We start from the raw sequence: 22,384 nt of genomic DNA on the forward strand, positions 1-22,384 counted from the left end.
CAACTCCGGCACACCCCCGTCCACACCGCCCCCACCCGCTGGCATCCACCGATCCGCCGGAGTTCTGCACGGCAAGGAGTCCCCGCGTGACCGCCGCAGCCGAAGCCACCGGCGTCCGCGCGTACGGGCAGGTGCTGCGTCTACCGGGGGCCCGCACGTTCGTCGCGGCCGGCATCCTGGCCCGGTTCCCGCGCGCCACGCTGTCGCTCGGCATCATCCTGCTGGTCTCCGCTGCGACCGGCAGCTTCGGCGCGGCCGGGGTCGTCGTCGCGCCGCTCGTGGTGGGCATGGCGGTGGCCGCGCCCCTGTGGTCGTCGCGCATGGACCGGCACGGCCAGGCTCGCGTCATCCTGATCTCGCTCGGATGCCTGGTGCTCGCGGCATCCGCGCTGCTCGCTCTCGTGCTGGCGGAGGCGCCGTTCTGGACGTGGCTCGTCGCGGCGTTCGCGACCGGGGCTGCGACCCCCGACCTCACGTCCGCGGTCCGTGCCCGCTGGACGGTGCTCGCGCCGGAGTCCCAACGCACCCACGCCCTGGCCCTGGAGACGATCGGCGACCAGATGGTGTTCATCTCGGGACCGCCGGTCATCACCGCCGTCGCCGCGGCGATCAACCCGACGGTCGCGGTGCTGGGTTCCCTCAGCCTCGGGGTGATCGGCGGGGTGTGGCTGGCGTCGCAACGGGGCACTCAACCGACGCCGACCGGCGCGACCGGGCGTGCGCGTTTCGTCTGGCCGCCCGCCGGGGTCGTACCGGTCGCTGTCGCGTGCATCGCCCTGGGCGGTGTGTTCGGGGCGTTCGATGTCACCCTCGTCGGCTGGGCCGAGGTGGGCGGCCGGCCGTGGCTCGCCGGACCGGCGTTCAGCGCTCTGGCGCTCGCGATCGCTGTCGGATCCGTGATCACCGGGGCGCGCGCGTGGACGCTGTCGCCGATCGCGAGGTTCATCGGCTTCGCGGTCGCGGCGGCGGTCGCCGCTCTCGCCTTGCCGCTCACGCAGGGCACGACCCCGGTGCTGTTCCTCGCGATCCTGGCCCTCGGGCTGCTGCTGTCGCCCGTGATGATCTCGGGGATCCTCGTGGCATCCGCCCGCGCCCCCGAGGGCCGCGTGACCGAGACGCTCGCCTACCCGACCGCGGCGATGTCGCTGGGCGTCCCGATCGGTGGCGTGATCGCCGGATCGGCCCTGGATGCCACGGGCCCCGCGACCGCCCTCATCACGATCGCGGTGGCCCTGGCGGCAGCGGCGGTCATCGCCGTGTCGGGGGAGGCGTTGCTGCGCGTCGTGCGGCGCTGACGGGAATCGCCGAGACTTCGTCGGCGTGACGACCCGTCCGCATCATGTCGCTGCAACGTCAGCCAAATGCAGTCTCGCGAGAACCCGACCCCGGCCGCGGCGGCACGTCACACCGCGTCGACGCTCTCCCGCTCGGGGGCCTTCGCGGTCGCCCGCCGCGTCACCACGCGATTGCGGACGGCGAACACCAGCACCACGACGAGCACCGCGTAGATCGCCAGCGCGATCGGGCTCTGCACGAGCGTCGTGAGGTCGCCGTTGGCGCTCATCGCGGCATCCCGCAGGCTCGTCTCGGCCAGGGGGCCCAGCACCATGCCGATGATGAGCGGCGCGAGCGGGTAGTCGTTGGTGCGCAGCAGGAAGCCGAGCAGCCCGATGCCGAGGAGCATGAGGAGGTCGAACGTCGCCCCCGATGTGGCGTAGATGCCCAGCCCGCAGAACACCGCGATGGAGGCGTAGAGGTACGGGCGCGGAATGACCAGCAGCTTCGCCCACAGCATCGCGAACGGCAGGTTGAGGATCAGCAGCACGACCATCGCGAGGAAGAAGCTCGCGATGAGCGCCCACACCAGGTCGGGTGCACGCTCGAACAGCAGCGGGCCCGGCTGCAGGCCGTACTGGCGGAACGCCGCGAGCATGATGGCGGCGGTCGCCGAGATCGGAAGGCCGAGCGCGAGGAGCGACCCCATCGCCATACCGGTCGTCGAGTTCCCGGCCGCCTCCGGGGCGGCGAGGCCCCGGATCGCGCCCGTGCCGAAGCGCGGCTTCTTCCTGCGCGCGTCGAGGCGCTTCTCGATGCCGTAGGCGAGGAACGTCGGGATCTCGGCGCCGCCGGCGGGGATCACACCGAACGGCAGACCGACCGCGGTACCGCGCAGCCACGCGGGGGCCGCCTCCTTGAGTTCCTTCCGCGACAGCCAGGGACGCCCCGAGGGACGGATGACCGTGCGGTTCGAGATGTGACGTTCGAGGCTCGCGACGTAGATGACCTCGCCGAGGGCCAGGATGCCAACGGTCACGGTGACGAGCGAGATCCCGTCGAACAGGTTCGGCGAGTCCAGCGTGAATCGGGGTGCGCCCGAGACGCCGTCGACGCCGATGACCGCGATCCCGAGGCCCAGGAACAGCGACGCGAGACCCTTCACGGCGTTGTCGGTGACGATGGACGACGTCGCGGCGAAAGCGAAGATCGCGAGCGCGAAGAACTCGGCCGGACCGAAGCTGCTCGACAGGTCGGCCAGCAGGGGCGCGAAGAACACCAGGAGGATCGAGGCGACGATGCCGCCGATGAACGCACCGATCGCGGCGGTGGCGAGGGCCTGCGCCGCCCGCCCGTTCAGCGCCATCTTGTGGCCCTCGAACGTCGACGCGATCGCCGAGGCCTGCCCCGGGGTGTTCAGCAGGATGCCGGTGATCGAGTCGCCGAACAACCCGCCGAAGTACACGCCCGAGAACATGATGAAAGCGGCGGTCGGGTCGAGCGAGAACGTCACCGGCAGCAGCAGAGCCACCGCCATCGACGAGCCGAGACCGGGCATGACACCGACCGCCGTGCCGAGCACGCAGCCCACGAGCACCCAGATGAGGTTCTGCCACGTGAGAGCGCCGGCGAATCCTTCGCCGAGCAGAGCGAGAACATCCATGTCAGAAGCTCCATCCCAGGATGCCGGAGGGCAGGGACAGCCCCAAGCCCATGTCGAAGGCGATGTAGGTGAGCGAGCTGATCGTCACTCCGACGAGGAGAGCGAACAGCCACCGGGCGTGCCCGAAGCCGCGCGCGATGCCCGCGAACAGCAACGCCGCGGCGATAATCCAGCCCAGGATGCCGAGCAGGAACGCGAAGACGAGGAACGACCCGACGACCCAGGCGAACGATCGCCAGTCGACACCGACCGAGCGTTCGTCGGAGTCCGCGGCATCCGTCACCGGGCTGTCGGCGAGGGCACGCACGGCGCCGATGCCGAGAACCACCGCGAAGACGTACAGCCCGGTGGCGATGAGGCCGGGGAAGAACTGCGGCCCGGGGAAGGCGGCCGCCGGCGGCACCTTCATCGTCACGATGCCGTAGACGAGGTAGGTGGCGAACGCCGCGAGCACCGCCGGCATGACGAGCGCCTTGGCGATCCCGGACGCGCCGCGCCCGCGGCGGAACCGCAGCCGGTTGCCGACGACCGCCGAGACCGACGTGGGGTTGTTCGACGGCATCACAGGCCCATCTCCTCGTACAGTCGCTCGATGCGGGAACGTTCCTCCTCGAGGAACGCCGTGAGGTCGTCGCCCGTGATGAGCCGCTCGGTCCAGTGGTAGCGGGCGCGGGCATCGGCCCATTCGGGGGTCGCCGTCGATTCGAGCACCAGGTCGGTCAGGTCGCCGACCTGCTCGTCGCTCAGCCCGCTCGGGGCGGCGAGCATGCGCCAGTTCGTGAGGTTGACGTCGTAGCCCTGGTCCGCGGCGGTCGGGATGTCGACGCCGTGGAGCGGCTGCTCGGCAACGAGCGCGAGGGCGCGGAGGCGGCCCGACTCGATCTGGTCGATGTTGTCGGGGTAGCCGCCCGCCGCCGCCTGTGCCGTGCCGTTGAGCAGCGCCTGGATCGCCTCCCCACCACCGTCGGACGAGATGTAGGTCATGTCCGACGGTGCGATGCCGGCGGCGAGCGCCAGATCGGCGACCACGAGCTGGTCGAAGGACCCGCCTCCGGTCCAGGGCAGCGCGCGCGGGTCGGACTTCCACGCCTGGACCAGGTCGTCGAGCGTCTGGAACGGTGAGTCCGCCGGGACGACGATCACGTCGTACTCCTCCACCATGACGGCGAGGGGCGTGACGTCGTCGAGCGTCGCGGCCGAGTCGAACTGCACGGTCGCTGCCAGCAGACCGGTACCGCCCACGAGGAGATTGTTGGCCTGCCCGTTCAGCACCGACACGTTGCCGAGCGCGATCGTGCCACCGGCACCGGGCATGTTCACGACCTGCACGTTGTTGACGAGGCCGTTGGCTTTCTGCGCCTGCTGCAGCTCGCGGGCGACACCGTCCCATCCACCGCCCGCCGCGGCGGGGGCGATGATCGTCATCGACGCGTGGATGTCATCGCCGGCGGCGGCCGAGGTGATCGAACCGTACGCGGCGATCGCGATCGCCGTCACGGCGACCGCTCCGCCGACGGCGCGGCCGATCCATCGGCGCCGACGAGCCGGGGGCGCTGACACACGGTCGGGGACAGAGGGGGGCGTAGGCTCCGTCATCACAGCTCCTCCTTGCGAACGTCGTCGTCTCGCAGAACGTCACGACGCTCGCAGGCGGACGAGCGCGGCGCACCCCCCGGTCGCATTGTGCTCATATTGCGCGCGAGAGAATGTTCCTGCCATGCCCGACCTCACCCCCTCGGTTCCCGCCCGGGTGGTCCGCCGCGCCCTCCTCGTGCTGCCGAGCCTCATCGTGCTCACCGCGGTGGGGATCACGACGTTCATCGCCGCGGCCGTGCAAGAGCGTCACATCCGCGACGACACCGCCGACCGGGTCTACGACGTCGCGTCGAGCCTCGCCTCACTCGACGACGTGCGCACCACCGTGGCATCCGTGTCCTCCGTCGGCACGGACGCGCGGCTCGCCGACGCCGGCGACCTCGCCGAGGCCTCCACGACGCTGCAGCCGCTCGCCGACCTGATCGAGCGGACCACCGGCGTCTTCTACGTCGTCATCACCGACGACGAGGGCGTGCGCATCACCCACCCCGTCGCCGAGCAGCGTGGACGGCAGGTCGAGACCACCAACGCGAGCGTCCTGGCGGGCACGCCGTTCCTGGGCACCGAGACCGGACCGTCGGGCAGTTCGCTGCGCGCGAAGGTTCCCATCCGCGACGGCAGCGCGGTCGTCGGGATGGTCGCGGTCGGCGTGCTCGAGTCCAGCATCCTGTCTGATCGCGACGAGGCGCTCGGCGACCTCCTCCCCTGGGCCGCCGGCGCGCTGATCGTCGGCACGCTGGCGTCGTCCGTGCTGGCGGCGGCGATCGAGCGGCGGTTCCGGCGTCTGGACGCTCTTGCCGTCGAGCAGGAGCAGACCGCACGAACGATGGGCGCTCTTCGAGAGCAGGCGCACGAGTTCGGCACGCGCCTGCACGTGCTGCACGGCCTGATCTCGCACGGCGACACCCGCGATGCGCTCGCGTACCTCTCCGACGCGATGCCCGGGCAGACCCCGCGCGAGCCGTCGGACACCCGACTGGATGCCTCTCTCGTGAGCGCCAGCATCGAGGCACTCCGCGCGGAGGTGTCGGCGCGTGGCGCGCAGCTGGAGGTACGGATCGACCCCCACACCCCCATCGACGAGACGGTCGTGCTCATCCTGACCAACCTGTGCCGGAATGCCGCCGAGGCGGGCGCCTCACGTGTCCGCTGCAGCCTCGACGTCGTCGGCGACGTGCTCCACGGCGCCGTCGACGACGACGGACCGGGTCTGGATCCCCGCGACATCGAGCGCGCCTTCACCCGCGGGTACACGTCGAAGCCCGACGCCACCGGCACGGGCCGCGGGATCGGACTCGCCGTCGTGCGTCGCGCGGTCACGGAGCGCGACGGCGAAATCTTGGTCTCGCGATCGGCCTGGGGCGGGACGCGGTTCGCTTTCGAGATGGCGGCGCCGCGATGACCGACCGGATCCGTGTGCTCGTCGTCGATGACGACGCGGCCGCGCGCGCCCTGCACGGGCGCTACGTCGCGGGAGTCCCGGGGTTCGTGGTCGTGGGCTCCGCGGGCAGCGGAGAGTCCGCCGTGGAACAGGCGCTCAGCGGCGTCGATCTCGTGCTGCTCGACATGCGTCTGCCCGACATCAGCGGGGTCGAGGTGCTGCATCGCCTCCGCACCCTCGGCGCGGAGGGCACCGACGTGTTGGTGATCAGCTCGTCGCAGGACCAGGTGACGGTCCGGCAGGCCCTCGCGGCCCACGTCATCGGCTACCTCGTGAAGCCGTTTACCGAGGAGACGCTGCGGCAGCGCCTCGAGACGTACCGCCTCGAGCGGCGCGCACGGGCGGATGCCGACCGAGACCGGTCGCTCAGCCAGGGCGACATCGACCGGCTCCTCGGCACCGGGACCGTCCGGCTGCCGGACCGCACGGCCCCGACCGCGCTCCCCAAGGGCCTCGCGCCGGTCACCCTGGAGCGGGTGCGGGCGGCGCTGGATCCGGTCGCGCTCGTCTCGGCATCCGATGTCGCGGCCGCGTGCGGACTGTCGCGCGCCACGGCGCAGCGCTACCTCGAGCACCTCGTCGCCGCCGGCGTCCTCGACCTCGCCCACCGCTACGGCGCACGGGGACGTCCGCGCATCCTGTACCGGCTCGCGCCGCCGCCGCCCGACTGACCCGACGCTCGGGCCCCGACCCGCGAGATGCCTACAGCACGGCAGACAGGTGACGGAGCACCGAAACGTGCCCGTCGCCGGGGCGCAGGTCGACCGTCGCGTGCGGCAGGGCCTCGGAAAGGAACCGCGCGTGCCGCGGAGGGATGACCCGGTCTTCCTCCCCCTGCACGAGGAGCACGGATGCCGCGACGCCGTCGAGCGCGAAACCCCAGGGCCGGACGAACGCGAGGTCGTCGTCGAGCAACCCGTCGATGCCGTACGACTCGGACGCCGCCACATCGGCCCCGAGCGAGGCCCACTCCCCGTCGAGCGCCGCGTAGTCGGCATCCACGAACGAGGCGGGATCGAACTCGTCGATCTCGGCGAACCGGCGCCGCGCCTCTTCGCCCTCGGCCGCGGCGCGGAGCGCCTGGGGTGCCTGCATCCCCGCGAACCACTCGTCGCTGCCGTCGAACGGCGCCGGCGACGCGAACGTCACCACGCGGCGCACGAGACCGGGCATCGCCGCCGCGCACGCGATCGCGTGCGGCCCGCCGCCGGAAGCTCCCACCGAGATGACGGATGCCACCCCCAGTGCTTCCATCACCGGACGAAGTCCCGCAGCCACGTCGGCGACGCTGCGGCCGGGAATCCGCGGCGATCCGGCATAGGCGGGCCGGGCGACCGAGACGACCGCGAGCCCGCGGGCGTCTGCGGCGGCCTGCACCGGTGGCAGGATCGCCCCCGTCTGCGGTGAGCCGTGGTGCCAGAGCAGCACGTCGCGTCCGGCGACGTCGTCGTGTGACGTGTGGACATCGAGGCCCGCGACGGTCATTCGCATGGGCTCAGAGTGGCACATCCGCCGTGCGGCGCGCATCCGACGCCGATGCGCGATGAAGTCTCGCGGGTCAACGGCGGCGGAGCTACAGGATGACGCCGAACTCGTCCGCGAGCGCGGGCAGCTGCGTGTGCAGCACGTGCGACGCCTCTTCCGCGAGCGGGTTCGTCGAAACGCCGTTCTCGTTCACGAGCTTGCCGCCGACGTACACCTGCTTCAGGTTCCGCAGGCCGCACGCGAGCACGTAGCTGCGCACGGGATTCCACAGCGGACCCACGTCCGGCAGCCTCGGGTCGACCACGACGAAGTCGGCGAACTTGCCCACCTCGAGGCTGCCGACGCGGTCGTCGACGCCCATGATCTCGGCGCCGCCCAGGGTGTGCAGACGCAGCACGCGCTCGGGCATCATCGACAGCGGGTCGTGGGTGCGGGCGCGCTGCATGAACATGCCCATGCGCATGTTCTGCCACGGGTCGGCGACGTCGGTGCACGCCTGGTCGTCGAGCCCCATCCCGACCTTCATGCCGAGGTCGAGCATCTCGGGCACGTGCGCCACACCCGACGCGAGTCGCCCATTGGATGCCGGCTGCCACGACATCGCGGCCCCGCCCGCGGCGGCATCCGCGATGATCTGCGGCGTCGTCTGGATGAAGTGCCCGAACATCATGCCCGGACGCAGCGCGCCGGCGTTCTTGTACAGCTGGAACTTCGTCTGCTGGTGCTCGATCGCCTCGTACGTCTCGAGGAAGTGCGCCTGGTTGGTGACGCCGAAGCGGTCCATGACGGCGACCTCGATCTCAGCGGCGTCCGGCCTCGTCGACCACTGCACCTGCCCCATGACCGAGGCGCCGAGGGCGATGTCGGGGTCCATCGCCAGGACGTGATCGAGGGATGCCTCGAACCGGGCGAAGATCTCGTCGTCGGTGCCGACGGTGGCATCCAGCGCGATGGAGTCGACGAAGCGGAGCCCCGCGTCATGGCATCCATCCGCCTGACGGGTGTGCCACGCGTGATCGCGCAGCACGCCACCGCCGTCGGCGCGCTTGCCGTCGACCATGGGTTCCCACGGCAGGAGCGGGTCGGTGAAGTTGTACGCGGTGGTCACACCGTTGGCGAGGAAGTCGAGCGAACCGTGCAGCGTCGCCCAGTAGATCTGATCGGGCGAGGCGTTGTTGAGCACGCTGAACATCGACGTGCACCAGCCGTAGAGCGTCTGATCGACGCCGAGTCCGCGCGAGCCGCTCGTGAAGAGGTGGCTGTGCGACGACACGAACCCGGGGGCGACGAACTTGCCGTCGACGTCGAGGGTCTCGTGGGCGGTGACGCCCGGGTCGGGGTCGCCGGCGCCGATCGCGGCGATGCGTCCGTCCTGCACGAGCATGTATCCGCGCTCGATATAGCCGGGGTCGTCGGTGCCCGCGGGAACCGTGATGAGCCGTGCGTTCGTGACCAGAAGCGACATGTTGATGACGGTAACAATGCCGTGTTTCCGCGGTGTTCCGGGCGTGCGGCGGGGTGTTTGCGGGCGGCGCTGCGATGGGTGAGCGGCGGCCGACGCCGTGTCCCAGCCGACGCCGCGTCCCAGCCCAGGCCGTGTCCCAGAATGTGCAGCTTGAGGCTCCTTCGACTGCACAAAGTGGGACACGCAGCGGTCGGTGAGCGACCCCATCCCACCCGGTGTCCCAGAATGTGCAGCTCACACCGCCCTGAGCTGCACAAAGCGGGACACGGCGCCCCAGCGCCGCCTCAGGCGAACGCCACACGCACCGCCGGCGCCACCGCGGCCAGCACCGCGTCGCGCGCGGGCGTCGACGGGAACACGAGGAACAGGTGCGGCACCCCCTCGCGCCGCACGAACTCCACGGGGGTTCCGGATGCCGCCAACCGCTCGGCGTACTCCTCGGCTTCGTCGGAGAGCGGGTCGGCTCCGGCCGCGACGATTACGGCCGGAGCCGACCCGGTGAGGTCTGGCGCGCGCAGCGGCGCGGCCTCGACGGGCACCGTGACAGCGGCATCCGTGAGATACAGCCCCCAGTACCACTGCATCCCGCGCGCGGTGAGCGGCAGATTCTCGGTGTGGGCGCGGTAGCTCGGGCGGTCGGGGTCGGGCGCGTCCAGCACCGGGCACAGCAGGACCTGCACGCGGATGCCGGGAGCCCGGCCCGCACGCGAGCGCAGGGCGAGCGCGGCCGCGAGGTTGCCGCCCGCGCTGTGTCCCGCGACGCCGAGGAGCGTCGGGTCGACGAGACCGCCCGCCCCCTCGGCGGCGAATCGGAGCGCGCGGTCGAGGTCGTCGAGCCCCGCGGGGAAGGGATGCTCCGGCGCGAGACGGTAGTTCACGCTCAGCACCTGCGCACCGGTCGCGGCGGCGAGCGCGCGGCACAGGGCGTCGTTGTTGTCGAGGTCTCCGGCGACCCACCCGCCGCCGTGCGCGAAGACGAGCGTTCCACGGTGGCCGGCGCGCGGGCGGTACAGGCGCAGCGCGAGATCCCCGTCGGCGGTGTCGATCGACTCGATCACGTCGTCGTCGGGCAACCGCACCCACGACGGGTTGGCGCGAAGCTCGGCGATGCGCGCGGCGTCGTCACCCGCGGCATCCGTTGCTCCGGAGGGGATCGTGCCCGCCCGCGCCGCGAGCCGCGCGAGGTGTGCGCGCACGTCTGGGTCGGTGATGGCGGGGTGCACGCTGTCGCTCACGGTGCTCCTCGAGGGGGGTCATTCGGTTGAGTGTCCAAGACACGCGGATGCCAGAGGGCCCGGTCCGCGTGTCTTGGACACTCAACGTGGGGGTGGGCGCCGAGCCACCCGCAGCGCGGCGGGCGCAGCACGGCGGAGGGGCCGGCGGGAGGGCGGCGAGAGCGAGCGTACGGGGAACGGGGGCGGCGACTCCCCGGGCGGCGAGAGAGCGTTACGCCGCCGAAACACCCGCGTCTCGGGGGCGTTCGCGCCCGGGCGTACGGTGACGCCGAACGGGCGGCCCGACGCCCGCGGAAGGAGTGCCATGTCTCAGCGCGTCATCGTGACCGGGGGGTCCGGCGGCATCGGCGCCGCCATCGTGGAGCGCTTCGCGGCGGACGGCGCAGCAGTTGCGGTGCTCGACCGGCGCGCCCCCTCGGGCGGCTCGGCATCCTTCTTCGCCGTCGATCTGCTCGACCCGCTCGACACCCGGCGCGCCGTCGGCGAGGCCATCGAGACGCTGGGCGGCGTCGATGTGCTCGTCAACTGCGCGGGGATCTTCCAGCACGCGTCGCTGCTCGACATCACCGTCGACGACTGGGACCGCGTGCTCGACATCAACGCCCGCGCCACCCTGGTCACGATGCAGGCAGTCGCCCCCGTGATGCTCGAAGCCGGCCGCGGCTCGATCGTCAACATCGCGAGCATGGCGGCCAAGCACGGTGGCGGGGGCGAGGGCCACTACGCCGCGTCGAAGGCTGCGGTCGTGGCGCTCACGCGCGCCGGCGCACAGGAGTGGGGATGCCACGGCGTCACCGTCAACGCGGTGTGCCCCGGTTACGTACTCACCGAGATGGGCGCCGACACCCGCTCCGAGGCGGACGTCGCGGCCTGGAGCGCGAAGTCGCCGCTCGGTCGCCTCGGCATCCCGGAAGACGTCGCGGGGGTGACCCACTTCCTCGCGTCACCGGCGGGTGGCTACCTCACCGGCCAGGCGATCAACGTCACCGGCGGCATGATCATGCATTGAGCCTGGACGGCCCCCACTCGACGCCGTCCAGGCGGGACGGATACGCGGGCGTGCGCGGCGGGTGCACGGAGGAGGGGGCCGGCACGGAAGTATGGAGGGCGTCGCAATCCGATCGATCCCCCGCGACGAAAACCTTCTGAGCGCGATGACGCCACGAAAGGACGACATGCGACTTGCCACGGCCCTCCGGCAGTTCGAGCTGGACACGCGGCCCATCCACCCCGAGACCCGGCGCGCGCTGGACCTGCGGTGGGCGGAACTGCCCGAACACGCCAAGACCGCAAACCAGCTCCTCGGCCGGTGCGCAGTCGGATGCGAGGGAACGCACGGCGTCTTCCCCAAGTGCAACCTGACCTGCTCTCCGTGCTACCACTCGGCCGACGCGAACAAGGTCCGCATCGACGGGGACCACACGGTCGACAACGTCACGCGACAGATGAACTACCTGCGCCAGGTGCGGGGCCCCCGTGCCCACGCTCAGCTCATCGGGGGCGAGGTGAGCCTGCTCAGCGCCGAGGACCACGCCCGCTCGCTGCTGGCGATGCGCGCCGTCGGCCGCGAGCCGATGTCGATGACCCACGGCGACTTCGACTACGACTACCTGCTCGACGTCGTCCTCGACGCCGACGGTCGACCGCGCTTCGACAAGGTCTCGTTCGCGGCCCACTTCGACTCGCTCATGCGCGGGCGCCGGGGTGCCGTGCGGCCGCGCAGCGAGGCGGAACTCAATCCGTTCCGCGAGAAGTTCGCGAGCATGTTCGTCGACCTCCGGCGCGATCACGGCGTCGGCAGCTACCTCGCGCACAACATGACGGTCACCCCGTCGAACGTCGCCGAGGTCGAACAGGTGACACGCGACGTGCTCGAGATGCCGTTCGACATGATGTCGTTCCAGCCGGCCGCCTTCATCGGCGACGACCGCCGCTGGCGCGAGGACTTCGGCGAGGTCACGATCGACGCGGTGTGGGAGAAGATCGAGGCCGGCGCGGGACAGAAGCTGCCCTGGCAGGCGACCCAGTTCGGCGATCCGCGCTGCAACCGCTCGACCGTCGGCGTCCGCGTCGCGGGAACGTTCGCGCCGCTGCTCGACCCCGAGGACCCGAAGGACATCGCCGCGCGCGACCGTTTTCTGGAGCACTTCGGCGGCATGATCTTCGGGGGCATCCCGAAGCACATCCTCGCGATCAAAATCGTGCGGGCCGTGGCATCCCACCCCGGCGACATCCCCCCGCTGATCGGCCTCATGAGCCGCGTCGTCCGACGGGCGGGCGGTATCGGACGCGTCCTGCGTGCGGCGCGGAAGAAGAAGGTCTCGTTCAAGACCTTCGTCATCCACAACTTCATGGATGCCGAACAGGTCGCCCCCGCGTGGAAGCTCATGGAGGAGGGCGTCGTCGCCGACGACCCGCTGCTCCGTGAGACGCAGGAGCGACTGGGATCGTGCATGTACGCCATGTCCCACCCCGAGGACGGACGCCTGGTCCCGGCCTGCGTGCAGCACTCGGTACTGGACCCGATCGAGAACGTCGAGCTGCGTCGCATCCTGCCCCTGCCGACCGTGCGGCCCGGCGCCACCGTGACGACCCGGCCCTCGGGGCTGACGGCGGTGCGGGAGACGGGCAGCGGCGCGCGCTGATCCGCGGCCCGGTGGCCGACTTCGCTTCAGTCGAGGCCGTCAGCCGGGCACGACGTGGACAAGGGCATGCGGCACCGACACCGCGACGTCCTCGCCCGGACGCAATCCGGACGTCGACGGGACTTCGGCGTGCACGAGTACGCCGGAGGCGCGGATGCCGATCTCGCCGCGCGCGCCGAGCGGTCGGAGCGTCTCGACCGTGCCGGTCGTCCGCAGAGACGTCTCGCCTCGCGAGGGGGCGTCGACCCGAACGTCCTCCTGCCGGAAGACGAGGGTCGCGGCCCCGTCGGCCGTTCCGGGCACGGGGACCTCTCCGAGGGCGCTGACGTGCAGGCCGCCACGGACGTGTCCCGAGACGGCGTTGCGCCCACCCATGAGCTCTGCCGCGCGAAGGCTCCGGGGGCGACGGTAAGCCTCGGCGACCGTGCCCTCGTGCAACAGCCGCCCGTTCTCCACGAGCGCGATTCGGTCGGCGACCCGCGCGGCCTCGTCCCGGTCGTGCGTGACGAGCAGGATGGTCGGCGAGAACGCTCCGCGGACCGCCGCGAGAAGGTCGTGCATGTCGGTGCGCAGCGACGGGTCGAGGGCGCTGAAGGGCTCGTCGAGCAGCAGCACCGACGGTTCCGCCGCGAGCGCCCGCGCGATGGCCACGCGCTGTTCCTGCCCGCCGGAGAGTTCTTCGACGCGACGGCGGCCGTATCCGCCCAGACGCACCGTCTCGAGGTAGTGCGCGGCGCGCTCGCGGGCTCGGGCGCGCGGCATCCCGGCCACCCGATCCGAGAACGCGACATTGTCGAGCACCGAGAGATGCGGGAAAAGCAACGGCCGCTGGAAGACCATGCCAACGCCCCGGCGTTCGGCGGCCACCGCGGCCACATCTCGCCCGTCGATCAAGACGGAACCGCGCTCGGGCGTCTCGAGGCCGGCGACGAGTCGCAAGAGCGTGGACTTGCCCGAGCCGCTCGGGCCGAGGACCGCAGTGCACGTTCCGGCGCGCACCTCCAGCGACAGGTCGTCCACCGCCGGGATCGGCGAGGCGGCGTAGGTCTTGGACAGGCCGATGAGAGCGAGATCGGCGCTCACACGACCACCTCCTTGGTCGGGTCTTCGGTTCGGGCGGGCACTGGATCGGGTGCTCGTTCAAGGGAGTGCGGAGCAACCGGCGTTCCGGGTCGGCGCGGTCGGCGGCTGCGGCGGTGTCCTCGGCGGCCCCGCCCGACGGCGAGGACACCGGTGAGTAGGACGATGGGGGGAACGACGGCCACGAGAGACATCACGGCGACCGCGGCATCGTTGCCGAGTCCCGCCGCGGCGGACGCGACGACCAGGGGCAGCGTCACCAGCTCGCCCCCTCCGACGATGAGCGTGACGATGTAGTCGCTCCAGGCCACCAGGAACGCGAGGAACGCCGCGCGGGCGAGCGCGGGGGCGATCATCGGCAGGTGGACGCGTCGTAGGACCTGCAGCCGACCGGCGCCGAGAAGGCGTGCCTCCTCCTCGTACGAGGGGTCGTAGGCGCCGTAGGCGGTGCGCATCACGAAAGCCGTGTACGGCAACGCCAGGACCGTGAGCACGAGAGCCACCCCGATGACCGACGGGATGTGCGCGCGCAGCAGCACGACGTTGACCCCCAGGACAGCGGCGAAGGGCGGGAGTGCGACGGGCGCGAGCAGGAGCGCCGAGACGACACGCGCACCGGGCACCGCGCCGAACGTGAGGGCGCGAGCGGCGAGCGCCCCGATCGCGGTCGCGAGGACCGCGACGACCAGTCCGAGCACGAGCGAGCGCCCGAAGGCCGGGACGGCCCCGAAGGCGACGGCAGCAGAGATGGAGCGTCCGCCGAAAACGGTGGGGAACGGGTCGGGGAACGTCCACGACTCGGCGAAGGACCACAGCACCAGCGGGAGCAGCGGAAGGGCGAACCACACGGACAGCGCCACCGCCAGGGTCCACCGCACCACGCGGCCGGCTCCGCGCGACCGGGTGAGGGTGTTCGTGTCGCCGCTCATCGCCACGCCGCCGATCTCCGCAGGGCGGCGAAGGTGCAGGCGACCACCGCGAGGGCGATCACGCACGTCACGAGTGCGACCGCCGCCGCCTCGGGCCGGGAGTCGAGCGAGACGCCCTGGAACAGCCGCACCGCGAGGACCGGGAGCGGTTCGGGCGACGTCCGTCCGAGCAGCCAGAGCACCTCGTACGAGCCCAGGGCGTAGACGAAGCTGATCGCCGCCCCGATGAGGATCGTGGGCGCCGTCAGCGGGAGCAGGACATGGCGGAACCGACGCGCCCGCCCCGCACCCAACAGCGCCGCGGTCTCGTCGTAGGTGCGGATGCGGGTCGCGAGCGTGCCGGTGACGATGAGCGCGAGGAAAGCGGACTCCTTCCACGCCAGCTCCGCGATCGCCGCCCCCCACAGCGGACCACCGACCCACGGCGCCCACGATTCCGACGGGATGCCGAGCAGTCGGGGCAGCACGCCAGCGTCGGACAGGAGCAGACCGATGGTGGCCGCCGCGATGAGGTGCGGGATGGTCACCGTCAGGGCGCTGAGCGCCGCCACGATGCGGCTGCTTCGCCGATGGGACACGATGACCACGGCCGCCGTGGTGCCGACGACCACCGCGATGACGGTGGAGACGGCGGCCACGCTCACCGAGACGGCGATCGCCGCGGCGATCTCGCCCGGCCGCGCGGTGAACGCCTCGATCCCGACCCGGGGTCGCCCGACGACGGGCAGCAGGCCGAACGCTTGCAGCACCGTGGCACCGACTCCTCCGCCCAGGACGAACACCGCGAGGGCGACGGCGGGGAGCACGAAAAGAGCCCCCCGCACCCGCTCTCGTGCGGTGCCGGCGCGCCCGGCGACCGGGACCCAGGTCACCGCGAGAGCACGTTCTGCCGCCAGCCGTCGTCGAGCGCGGGCACCCACTCTGCGGCGAGCTCACCGTGAGCGTTGCGGGAGAGCACGTCGTACGACGGGACGACCGGCGATGACGGGAGCGCGTCGAACAGGGCACGGTCCTCGGCCGAGAGGGCGCCCAGGTCGAGGACGGGGAACTGGCCCCACACGTCGGGCTCGGCCTTCTTCGCCTGCTGCTCCGCCGAGAGCGCGACGTCGGCCACGACCATGGCCCCGGCAGCGGCATCCGAGTTGACGGGGAGACCGAGGAAGCTCGCGTTGCCGACCGTGCCTTCCTCGAGCGTGAGCACGCGCGTGTCGGCGGGGTACGTCCCGTCGGCCACAAGCCCGGTGAGCGTCGCCGGCCCGTACGTCATGGTCATGTCGATCTGCCGGTCGGCGAAGAGCTGGCCGAGCTCGGACTCGTTCGCGGGATAGGTGTCGCCCCCGCGCCACAGGTTCGGTGCCAGCGACGCGAGCCGGTCCCACAGCGCAGGTGTCAGCTCGTCATAGGCATCCTGCGAGAAGGCTGTCGGCACCGCGTCGGCACCGCCGGACACGCTCGCGAGCACCTCGCGCACGAAGACGGAACCGGTGAAGTCCGGTGGCGCCGGGTAGGTGAAGCGGCCCGGGTGCGCGGCAGCCCAGTCCAGCACCCCGGCCAGCGTCGTCGGCGGGTCGGGGACCGCGGCGGCGTCGTAGACGAGCGTGAACTGCGCCTTGTGCCACGCTGCCTCGCAGCCGTCCACGGGCGTGCCGAAGTCGGACTGCAGCAGGGGGTCGTCCGGGTCGGTGTTCGCCATGGACGGGAGCAGACCCGTCCAGCCGCAGTGCCACGCGCCGGCTTCCTTGCCCGTGCGGAAATTGTCGCCGTTCACCCACACGAGGTCGACCGACCCGTCGTCGCGTCCGGCTTGGAGTTCGGTGAAGACGCGGTTCAGCGCGTCCCGCGTGTCCGTGACGGGGACGCGCTCGAGCGTCACACCGTACTCCGCCACCGCGGGGGCGAGCACGTCGTCGACGTACGCGTTCCCCTGGTCGTCACCGCCGTACATCCACAGCTGCACGGTCTGCCCGCGCGCGTCCTCGAGCACTTGGTCCCAGTCGGTGTAGGCCTCGGCCGACGAGGCATCCGGCGCCGCACACCCGGCGAGTGCGAGAAGCGACACCGCCGCGGTGGCCACCGCGAGGGTCGGACGACGGCGTCGGGGGATGGTCATGGCACTCCTTGAACGATGGCGCGGCCGGCGGGTCGCGTGCGGACTTAGGGTATGGGGGACCGGAAGGAATCGATGGAGCTTGACGACACCGCCACGCGTCCGCAGGGCTCCGCTCGCCGACCCGTGATCCGGTTGGTGCTTCTCGGTCTGTTCGTTGCCGCGGTCGCATCGGTTGGCTTTCTGCTCGTCCCGCACGATGTCGAGCAGATCCGTGCCTGGTCCGGCCAGGTCGGAGCGCCCGGCGTCGTGCTCTTCACGCTGCTGTACGCCGCCCTGACCCTGAGTCCTGCGCCGAAGAACGTCCTCGGCATCGCGGCCGGTCTGGTCTGGGGTTTCCCGGTGGCGTTCGCCATGGTCTACATCGGCGCTCTGCTGGGGGCGGCGGCATCCTTCGCTCTCGGTCGGGCGCTCGGGCGCGAAGCCGTCGAACGCTTCACCGGCGCGCGGGTGGCCCGATTGGATGCCGCGATCGGGCGCCGCGGCATGCCCGCCGTGCTGGGGGCCCGGCTCGTCCCCGTGATCCCCTTCACGCTCATCAACTACGGCGCGGGTCTGACGTCCGTGCGCCGACGCGACTACGCGATCGGGACCGCGGTGGGCATCATCCCGGGCTCCGCCGCCTACGTCGCGCTGGGCGCGTTCGGGTGGGAGCTGGGCCCGTGGCTCTGGGTGGCGCTGAGCGTCGTCGGCGTGCTCCTGATCGGCGGCGTGGTGGCCGGCACCCTGGTGCGCCGCCGGCGGGCGGAGGGTGCCGCGGATGCTTGATCGCTCTCTGCGCGCGGCGCTGTCCGGTCCGCTCGAGGCCGTCGCCGCCGCACTGGACCGACCGTTCCTCACGCCCGACCGTCTCACCGTCGCCGGGCTCGTCCTGGGGCTCGCCTCCGCCGGTGCGGCGGCCGCGCAGTGGTGGGCGGCCGCGGTGGTGCTGTGGCTCGTGTCTCGCATCGCCGACGGTCTCGACGGGGCCCTCGCCCGGCGACGGCGCGCACGCGGCCGCGGAAACGACAGCGAGGCCGGCGGGTTCCTCGACATCGCCGCCGATTTCGTCGTCTATGGCGCCGGGGTGTTCGGGGTGGCGTGGGGCGCATCCGCGGCCTACGGCGCACCGTGGTGGCCGTTCCTGCTCGTCCTGCTGACGTACTACGTCAACGGGACGGCGTTCCTGGCCTTTTCCTCGATCGCCGAGCGCACCGGGCGGCAGGTCGACGACGGGCGGTCGCTGTCGTTCCTCGGTCGCATCGCGGAGGGCACCGAGACGATCGCCGTCCACACGCTCTGGCTGATCCTGCCGTTCTGGGCGTGGCAGATCGCCCTGGTGTGGAGCCTGTTCGTGGCCGTGAGCGCGGTGCAGCGGATCGTGGCCGGGTATCGGCTGCTGCGCTGAGTCAGGTCCCGACGGGCCCGGTAGCCGCGAGGGCGCGGCCGCCTCGGGCAGCGACGCATCGCCGCGGGGCACCGCCGGGATGAGCCGTGCGGGGTCGCCGCGAGCGCGCGCCGTTCACCCGCGACGACGACGGACCGCGCGCAACAGCCGGATCGCCGCGGCGACGAGCCCGTGGCGCAGAGCCCCTTGGGCATCGCGGACGGCGGCGTTCCACCCCGCGTCCGAGTACGTGGGGTAGGCGTGCATGGCGCCCGCGAGCGCTCCGACCTTGAGCCCCAGCGCGACGGCCGTCGAGAGCTCCCCGAGCGACTCGCCCGCGCGGGGACCGACGATGGCGGCTCCGGTCACGCGGCCCTTCCCGTCGACCACGAGACGGGTGAAGCCGTCGGTCTGCCCCTCGGCGATCGCGCGATCGAGGTCGGCGTGGCGGGTCTCCACCACGCGCATCCCGCGCGCGGCGGCCTCGTGCGGCGACACCCCGACCGCCGCCACCTCGGGCGAGGTGAAGGTCACGCGCGGGATCACGTCGACGCCCGCCCGGCGCGGGAGCCCGAGCACGGCGTTCGTCGCCGCGACGCTCGCGAACATGCCCGCCGTGTGCGTGAACCGCGGCAGCGGGGTCGCGTCGCCCGCCGCGCGGATGCGCGGGTTGCTGGTGGCCAGGGTCGCGTCGACGGCGATCGCGCCGTCGTCATCGCGGCGGACCCCGGCGACATCGAGCCCCAGGCCCGTGGTGTCCACTCGGCGTCCGAGCGCGGCGAGCACGCGGTCGGCCGTCACGGTCGTGCCGTCGCTGAGACGCGCCGTCACGGTCTCGCCCGCGGTGTCCGCGTCGACCAGGGTGGTGCCCAGGCGCACGTCGACGCCGTCCGCGCGCAGCGCCGCGAGCACTACCGCCGCGGCATCCGGATCCTCCTTGGACAGCAGGCGCTCGCCACGATGGACGAGGGTCACGCGGCTACCCAGACGCGCCATCGCCTGCGCGATCTCGCACCCGATGGCTCCCCCGCCGAGCACGAGCAGGCGCTCGGGCAGCGCGGTCAGATCCCACACGGTCTCGTTCGTGAGGACGGCATCCGGATCGATGCCCTTCGGCAGCACCGGGGAGCTCCCCGTCGCCACCAGGGCGTCGCGGAAGCGGATGCCGACCCGTTCGACGCGCAACGAACGCGGACCGTCGAAGCGGGCACGGCCGCGCAGCGTGAAGACACCGGCCTCGGCGAGCGCCTCGGGAGAGTCGACGGGCTCGATCTCGTGGATCGCGTGCCGGACGTGGGCCATCACGGCGGCGAAGTCGACCCGGACGTCGGCGACGTGCACCCCCAGCCGGGCGGCATCGCGCGCGTCGTGCGCCGCCGTCGCCGCCGCGATCAGCGCTTTCGAGGGCACGCACCCCGTGTACAGGCACTCGCCGCCGAACCCGTCGGCCTCGATCAGCAGCACCTTCGCACCCAGGATCGCGGCCGTCTTCGCACCGACGAGACCGGCGCTGCCGGCGCCGATCACGACCAGGTCCCACCGGGTACGGCCGGCTTCGGCGGAGGTGAGCGGGCGGGCACGGCGCGTCGGCACGGTCATGTCCGAAGCCTAAGGTGGTCGGGAAGGGGGTGGCTCGATGGCGGCACCACTGCGGCGCTATGGGCTCGGAGCCCGCTGGTACGACGTGCTCTCCGGCGAGCGCTGGGTGTACCGCGCGGGGCGCGAGGCCGGGATCAGCCTGCTGCACCCTCGCCCCGGCGACGTCGTGCTCGATCTCGGCTGCGGCACCGGCTTGAACTTCGCGGCGCTGCTCACCGCCGTCGGACCGCGCGGGCGAGTGATCGGCGTCGACCGCAGCCCCGACATGCTCGACATGGCCCGGCGCCGGGTGGGCGCCGCCGGGTGGAGCGACCGCGTCGATCTCGTCGAGGCGGATGCCGCCGCCCTGGACCCGGCCGAGATCCGCGACCGCACCGACGGACGCGGGGCGGACGCCCTGCTGTCGACCTACGCGCTCAGCGTGTTCGGCGAGAGGGAGGCGGCGTGGGCGCGAGCCGTCGCGGCGGTCCGCCCGGGAGGACGCGCGGCCGTGGTGGACATGCAGCGTCCGCACGGGCCGTGGCGGGTGTTCACGCCGCTCGCGCTGCTGGCGTGCGCGACCGGCGGCGCCGACATCGACGCCCACCCGTGGCGGATGCTCGAGCGCGACGCCGACCCCCGCTCCCTCGAGCGCGCGGAGCGCAAGGGCGGTCACCTCGTCGCCGTCGCCGCCGACCTCGCGATCCACCCCCGGCCCTGAGGTCGGGCGGGAATGCGCCGTCGACCCCGACGTTGCATCTCGGGTACTCGACCCGAACGGATGCCATGACCTCGGCCACCCCCGCTTCTCCCGCCGCCGCGACCGCGGACGACCCCGCCGCCGTCCTCGACAACGCCGCCTGGCACTCGCTGGCCGGGCCGCACGCGCATTTCGCGATCGGCGGCGACCTGGTGCGCCGGTATCCCGAAGACGTCGCTCCGTTCGTGGCCGTGCGCACCTGGGACGACCCGGCCGTGTGGGACGCTCTGCGCGATCTCGTCGGCCCCGGCGCCGAGGTCGGCCTGTCCGGCTACGAGGGTGAGATCCCGGCGGGGTGGGAGTTCGTCGGCGGAGGCGAGGGCGTGCAGCTCGTCGAGACCGCGGCGCTGCGACCGCGCCCGTTCGACGAGGCGATCGAGCTGGACGCGGACGACGCCGCCGAGATGATGGCGATCGTCGAGCGGAACCAACCCGGGCCCTTCCGACCCCGCACCCACGAGCTCGGTCGGTACATCGGCATCCGTCGCGGGGGCCGCCTGGTAGCGCTGGCGGGCGAGCGCCTCCACCCGACCGGCTGGACCGAGATCAGCGCCGTTGCCGTCGACGAGGATCACCGCCGGCAGGGGCTCGCGTCGCGGCTGGTGCTCGACGTGGCCTTCCACATCCAGCAGGGCGGCGACCGCGCCATGATGCACGCGGCGGCGGGCAACACCGGCGCCATCGCCGCCTACGAACGGCTCGGCTTCACCCTGCGCCGCGTGAACCGCTTCGTGGCGGTGCGTACGCCGGCGTGACGCGCCGGCACCGGCCCACACCCCGGCCGGACGCATACGGCACCGGCCCACACCCCGGCCGGACCCGGCGGCGGCGATCCGCAACCCCGTTCCGTGGCATCCGGACCCGATCTACGGTGGCCCCCATGCCTTCGTCCCTCGCGCCCGCGACGCCCCTCGCCGAATGGACCGGTGAAATCGATGGGCTCACGTTCCGCGTGCTGTCGACCCGGCACGCCGCGGCCGACGCCCCGACGTTCGTGCTCGTGCACGGCATCGGCACGTCGCACCGCTATCTGACTCGCCTGCACGCGGAGCTGGCGGCCCGCGCGACGGTGCACTCGATCGACCTCCCCGGCTTCGGCGGTCTCCCGGCACCGAAGGGGGCGCCAGGGGTCCCCGAGATCTCGCACGCCCTCGGCACGCTCCTCGAGCGCACGGGGGTCACCGGCGCGGTGATCCTCGGACACTCGATGGGGGTGCAGTGGGTCGTCGACCTGGCCGTGCAGCGTCCGGAACTCGCGCGGGCCGTCGTGCTGTGCAGTCCCGTCGTCGATCGTGCGCACCGCACACGCCGGATGCAGGCCTTCCTTCTGAGCCACGACAGCGCGCTCGAGCCGCCGCGCGCAGCGCTGACCGTTTTCCGCGAGTATCTCCGGAGCGGGCTGCGCTGGTACGCCGCACAAGCGCGCCACATGGTCCGCTACCCCCTGGAGGACCGCGTCGCGACGCTGTCCGTTCCGGTGCTGATCGTCCGCGGCTCGAAGGACCGCATCGCCGGCCAGCGCTGGTGCTCGGAGTTGCGCGATCGCGCCGCGGACGGAACGCTCGCGGTCGTGCCCGGCCACCGGCACCTCGTGCAGTTCACCGCGCCCGCGACGGTGGCAGCCGGCATCCGTCGGTTCCTCGGCTCCTGAGCCGCAGCTCCCTCCGCCGCCGCCTCACCCCGCCCGGCACCCGCACAACTCCGGCGGAACCCCGGCCGGTGCGGCGCTTGGGGCCCCGGCGGGCGCGGGGTGCAGGAG

General features: G+C 72.3%; 21 protein-coding genes. 10 read left to right on the forward strand and 11 right to left on the reverse strand.

The genetic code is table 11. The features are described from left to right. Nucleotides 1-86 precede the first annotated feature (86 nt). Nucleotides 87-1,295: an MFS transporter gene (locus MHY30_RS13435; RefSeq protein WP_239277496.1), complete on the forward strand. Its 1,209-nt coding sequence runs from the start codon at nucleotides 87-89 to the stop codon at nucleotides 1,293-1,295. A 107-nt stretch (nucleotides 1,296-1,402) separates the two neighbouring features. On the opposite strand, the gene MHY30_RS13440 is transcribed toward MHY30_RS13435, so the two are convergent. The 3 genes from MHY30_RS13440 to MHY30_RS13450 are packed head-to-tail and all read right to left on the reverse strand — an operon-like array spanning nucleotide 1,403 to nucleotide 4,534. Continuing rightward, nucleotides 1,403-2,938, reverse strand: coding sequence for a tripartite tricarboxylate transporter permease (locus MHY30_RS13440; protein ID WP_239277497.1), 1,536 nt, complete (start codon nucleotides 2,936-2,938; stop codon nucleotides 1,403-1,405). Nucleotide 2,939: 1 nt separating this feature from the next. Continuing rightward, nucleotides 2,940-3,500: a tripartite tricarboxylate transporter TctB family protein gene (locus MHY30_RS13445; protein ID WP_239277499.1), complete on the reverse strand. Its 561-nt coding sequence runs from the start codon at nucleotides 3,498-3,500 to the stop codon at nucleotides 2,940-2,942. After that, nucleotides 3,500-4,534, reverse strand: a complete 1,035-nt coding sequence (locus MHY30_RS13450) for a tripartite tricarboxylate transporter substrate binding protein (RefSeq protein WP_239277501.1) — start codon at nucleotides 4,532-4,534, stop codon at nucleotides 3,500-3,502. Before MHY30_RS13450 ends, MHY30_RS13445 begins: the two co-directional genes overlap by 1 nt. A gap of 121 nt (nucleotides 4,535-4,655) precedes the next feature. Between MHY30_RS13450 and MHY30_RS13455 the strand changes: the two genes are divergently transcribed. Further along, nucleotides 4,656-5,936, forward strand: a complete 1,281-nt coding sequence (locus MHY30_RS13455; protein ID WP_239277503.1) for an ATP-binding protein — start codon at nucleotides 4,656-4,658, stop codon at nucleotides 5,934-5,936. After that, nucleotides 5,933-6,646 carry a response regulator gene (locus MHY30_RS13460; RefSeq protein WP_239277505.1) on the forward strand — a complete coding sequence of 238 codons (714 nt, stop codon included), beginning with the start codon at nucleotides 5,933-5,935 and terminating at the stop codon, nucleotides 6,644-6,646. Before MHY30_RS13455 ends, MHY30_RS13460 begins: the two co-directional genes overlap by 4 nt. A gap of 31 nt (nucleotides 6,647-6,677) precedes the next feature. On the opposite strand, the gene MHY30_RS13465 is transcribed toward MHY30_RS13460, so the two are convergent. The 3 genes from MHY30_RS13465 to MHY30_RS13475 form a co-directional block, all read right to left on the reverse strand. Further along, the gene (locus MHY30_RS13465; protein WP_239277507.1) at nucleotides 6,678-7,466 is read right to left on the reverse strand and encodes an alpha/beta fold hydrolase; all 789 of its coding nucleotides are present in this window, start codon (nucleotides 7,464-7,466) and stop codon (nucleotides 6,678-6,680) included. Nucleotides 7,467-7,548: 82 nt separating this feature from the next. Then, nucleotides 7,549-8,925 carry an amidohydrolase family protein gene (locus MHY30_RS13470; protein ID WP_239277510.1) on the reverse strand — a complete coding sequence of 459 codons (1,377 nt, stop codon included), beginning with the start codon at nucleotides 8,923-8,925 and terminating at the stop codon, nucleotides 7,549-7,551. Between the two features lie 284 nt (nucleotides 8,926-9,209). Continuing rightward, nucleotides 9,210-10,160, reverse strand: coding sequence for an alpha/beta hydrolase (locus MHY30_RS13475; protein ID WP_239277512.1), 951 nt, complete (start codon nucleotides 10,158-10,160; stop codon nucleotides 9,210-9,212). A 304-nt stretch (nucleotides 10,161-10,464) separates the two neighbouring features. Between MHY30_RS13475 and MHY30_RS13480 the strand changes: the two genes are divergently transcribed. Then, the gene (locus MHY30_RS13480) at nucleotides 10,465-11,169 is read left to right on the forward strand and encodes an SDR family NAD(P)-dependent oxidoreductase (RefSeq protein ID WP_239277514.1); all 705 of its coding nucleotides are present in this window, start codon (nucleotides 10,465-10,467) and stop codon (nucleotides 11,167-11,169) included. Between the two features lie 166 nt (nucleotides 11,170-11,335). After that, a complete protein-coding gene (locus MHY30_RS13485; RefSeq protein WP_239277516.1) occupies nucleotides 11,336-12,805 on the forward strand; it encodes a hypothetical protein in 1,470 nt (489 codons plus the stop codon). 39 nt (nucleotides 12,806-12,844) lie between these two features. Here MHY30_RS13485 and MHY30_RS13490 read toward each other — a convergent pair whose 3' ends face one another. Genes MHY30_RS13490 through MHY30_RS13505 form a run of 4 tightly spaced genes read right to left on the reverse strand, consistent with a single transcriptional unit; the run spans nucleotide 12,845 to nucleotide 16,924 of the window. Beyond that, the gene (locus tag MHY30_RS13490; protein ID WP_239277518.1) at nucleotides 12,845-13,888 is read right to left on the reverse strand and encodes an ABC transporter ATP-binding protein; all 1,044 of its coding nucleotides are present in this window, start codon (nucleotides 13,886-13,888) and stop codon (nucleotides 12,845-12,847) included. Beyond that, on the reverse strand, nucleotides 13,885-14,814 hold the full coding sequence (locus tag MHY30_RS13495) for an ABC transporter permease (protein WP_239277520.1): 930 nt from the start codon (nucleotides 14,812-14,814) through the stop codon (nucleotides 13,885-13,887). Before MHY30_RS13495 ends, MHY30_RS13490 begins: the two co-directional genes overlap by 4 nt. Further along, nucleotides 14,811-15,686 carry an ABC transporter permease gene (locus MHY30_RS13500; protein ID WP_239277521.1) on the reverse strand — a complete coding sequence of 292 codons (876 nt, stop codon included), beginning with the start codon at nucleotides 15,684-15,686 and terminating at the stop codon, nucleotides 14,811-14,813. Before MHY30_RS13500 ends, MHY30_RS13495 begins: the two co-directional genes overlap by 4 nt. Further along, nucleotides 15,683-16,924 (reverse strand): ABC transporter substrate-binding protein, encoded by a 1,242-nt coding sequence (locus MHY30_RS13505; protein ID WP_239277523.1) that lies wholly within the window; start codon nucleotides 16,922-16,924, stop codon nucleotides 15,683-15,685. Before MHY30_RS13505 ends, MHY30_RS13500 begins: the two co-directional genes overlap by 4 nt. 72 nt (nucleotides 16,925-16,996) lie before the next feature. Here MHY30_RS13505 and MHY30_RS13510 point away from each other — a divergent pair, with 72 nt between their 5' ends. Both MHY30_RS13510 and MHY30_RS13515 read left to right on the forward strand, forming a co-directional pair. Continuing rightward, nucleotides 16,997-17,689: a TVP38/TMEM64 family protein gene (locus MHY30_RS13510; protein WP_239277530.1), complete on the forward strand. Its 693-nt coding sequence runs from the start codon at nucleotides 16,997-16,999 to the stop codon at nucleotides 17,687-17,689. Continuing rightward, entirely contained in the window at nucleotides 17,682-18,308 is a 627-nt protein-coding gene (locus tag MHY30_RS13515; protein ID WP_239277535.1) for a CDP-alcohol phosphatidyltransferase family protein, read from the forward strand. The genes MHY30_RS13510 and MHY30_RS13515 overlap by 8 nt, the downstream gene beginning before the upstream one ends. Nucleotides 18,309-18,422: 114 nt before the next feature. On the opposite strand, the gene MHY30_RS13520 is transcribed toward MHY30_RS13515, so the two are convergent. Continuing rightward, nucleotides 18,423-19,886: an NAD(P)/FAD-dependent oxidoreductase gene (locus MHY30_RS13520; protein ID WP_239277538.1), complete on the reverse strand. Its 1,464-nt coding sequence runs from the start codon at nucleotides 19,884-19,886 to the stop codon at nucleotides 18,423-18,425. Nucleotides 19,887-19,923: 37 nt separating this feature from the next. Between MHY30_RS13520 and MHY30_RS13525 the strand changes: the two genes are divergently transcribed. From MHY30_RS13525 to MHY30_RS13535, 3 genes are all read left to right on the forward strand, one after another. Beyond that, the gene (locus MHY30_RS13525) at nucleotides 19,924-20,586 is read left to right on the forward strand and encodes a class I SAM-dependent methyltransferase (protein WP_239277541.1); all 663 of its coding nucleotides are present in this window, start codon (nucleotides 19,924-19,926) and stop codon (nucleotides 20,584-20,586) included. A gap of 65 nt (nucleotides 20,587-20,651) precedes the next feature. Next, on the forward strand, nucleotides 20,652-21,380 hold the full coding sequence (locus MHY30_RS13530) for a GNAT family N-acetyltransferase (protein WP_239277542.1): 729 nt from the start codon (nucleotides 20,652-20,654) through the stop codon (nucleotides 21,378-21,380). Between the two features lie 125 nt (nucleotides 21,381-21,505). Further along, the gene (locus MHY30_RS13535) at nucleotides 21,506-22,276 is read left to right on the forward strand and encodes an alpha/beta fold hydrolase (protein WP_239277544.1); all 771 of its coding nucleotides are present in this window, start codon (nucleotides 21,506-21,508) and stop codon (nucleotides 22,274-22,276) included. The last annotated feature ends 108 nt before the right edge of the window (nucleotides 22,277-22,384 follow it).

It is taken from the genome of Microbacterium sp. ACRRU (assembly GCF_022346945.1).
Taxonomy (GTDB): domain Bacteria; phylum Actinomycetota; class Actinomycetes; order Actinomycetales; family Microbacteriaceae; genus Microbacterium; species Microbacterium mcarthurae.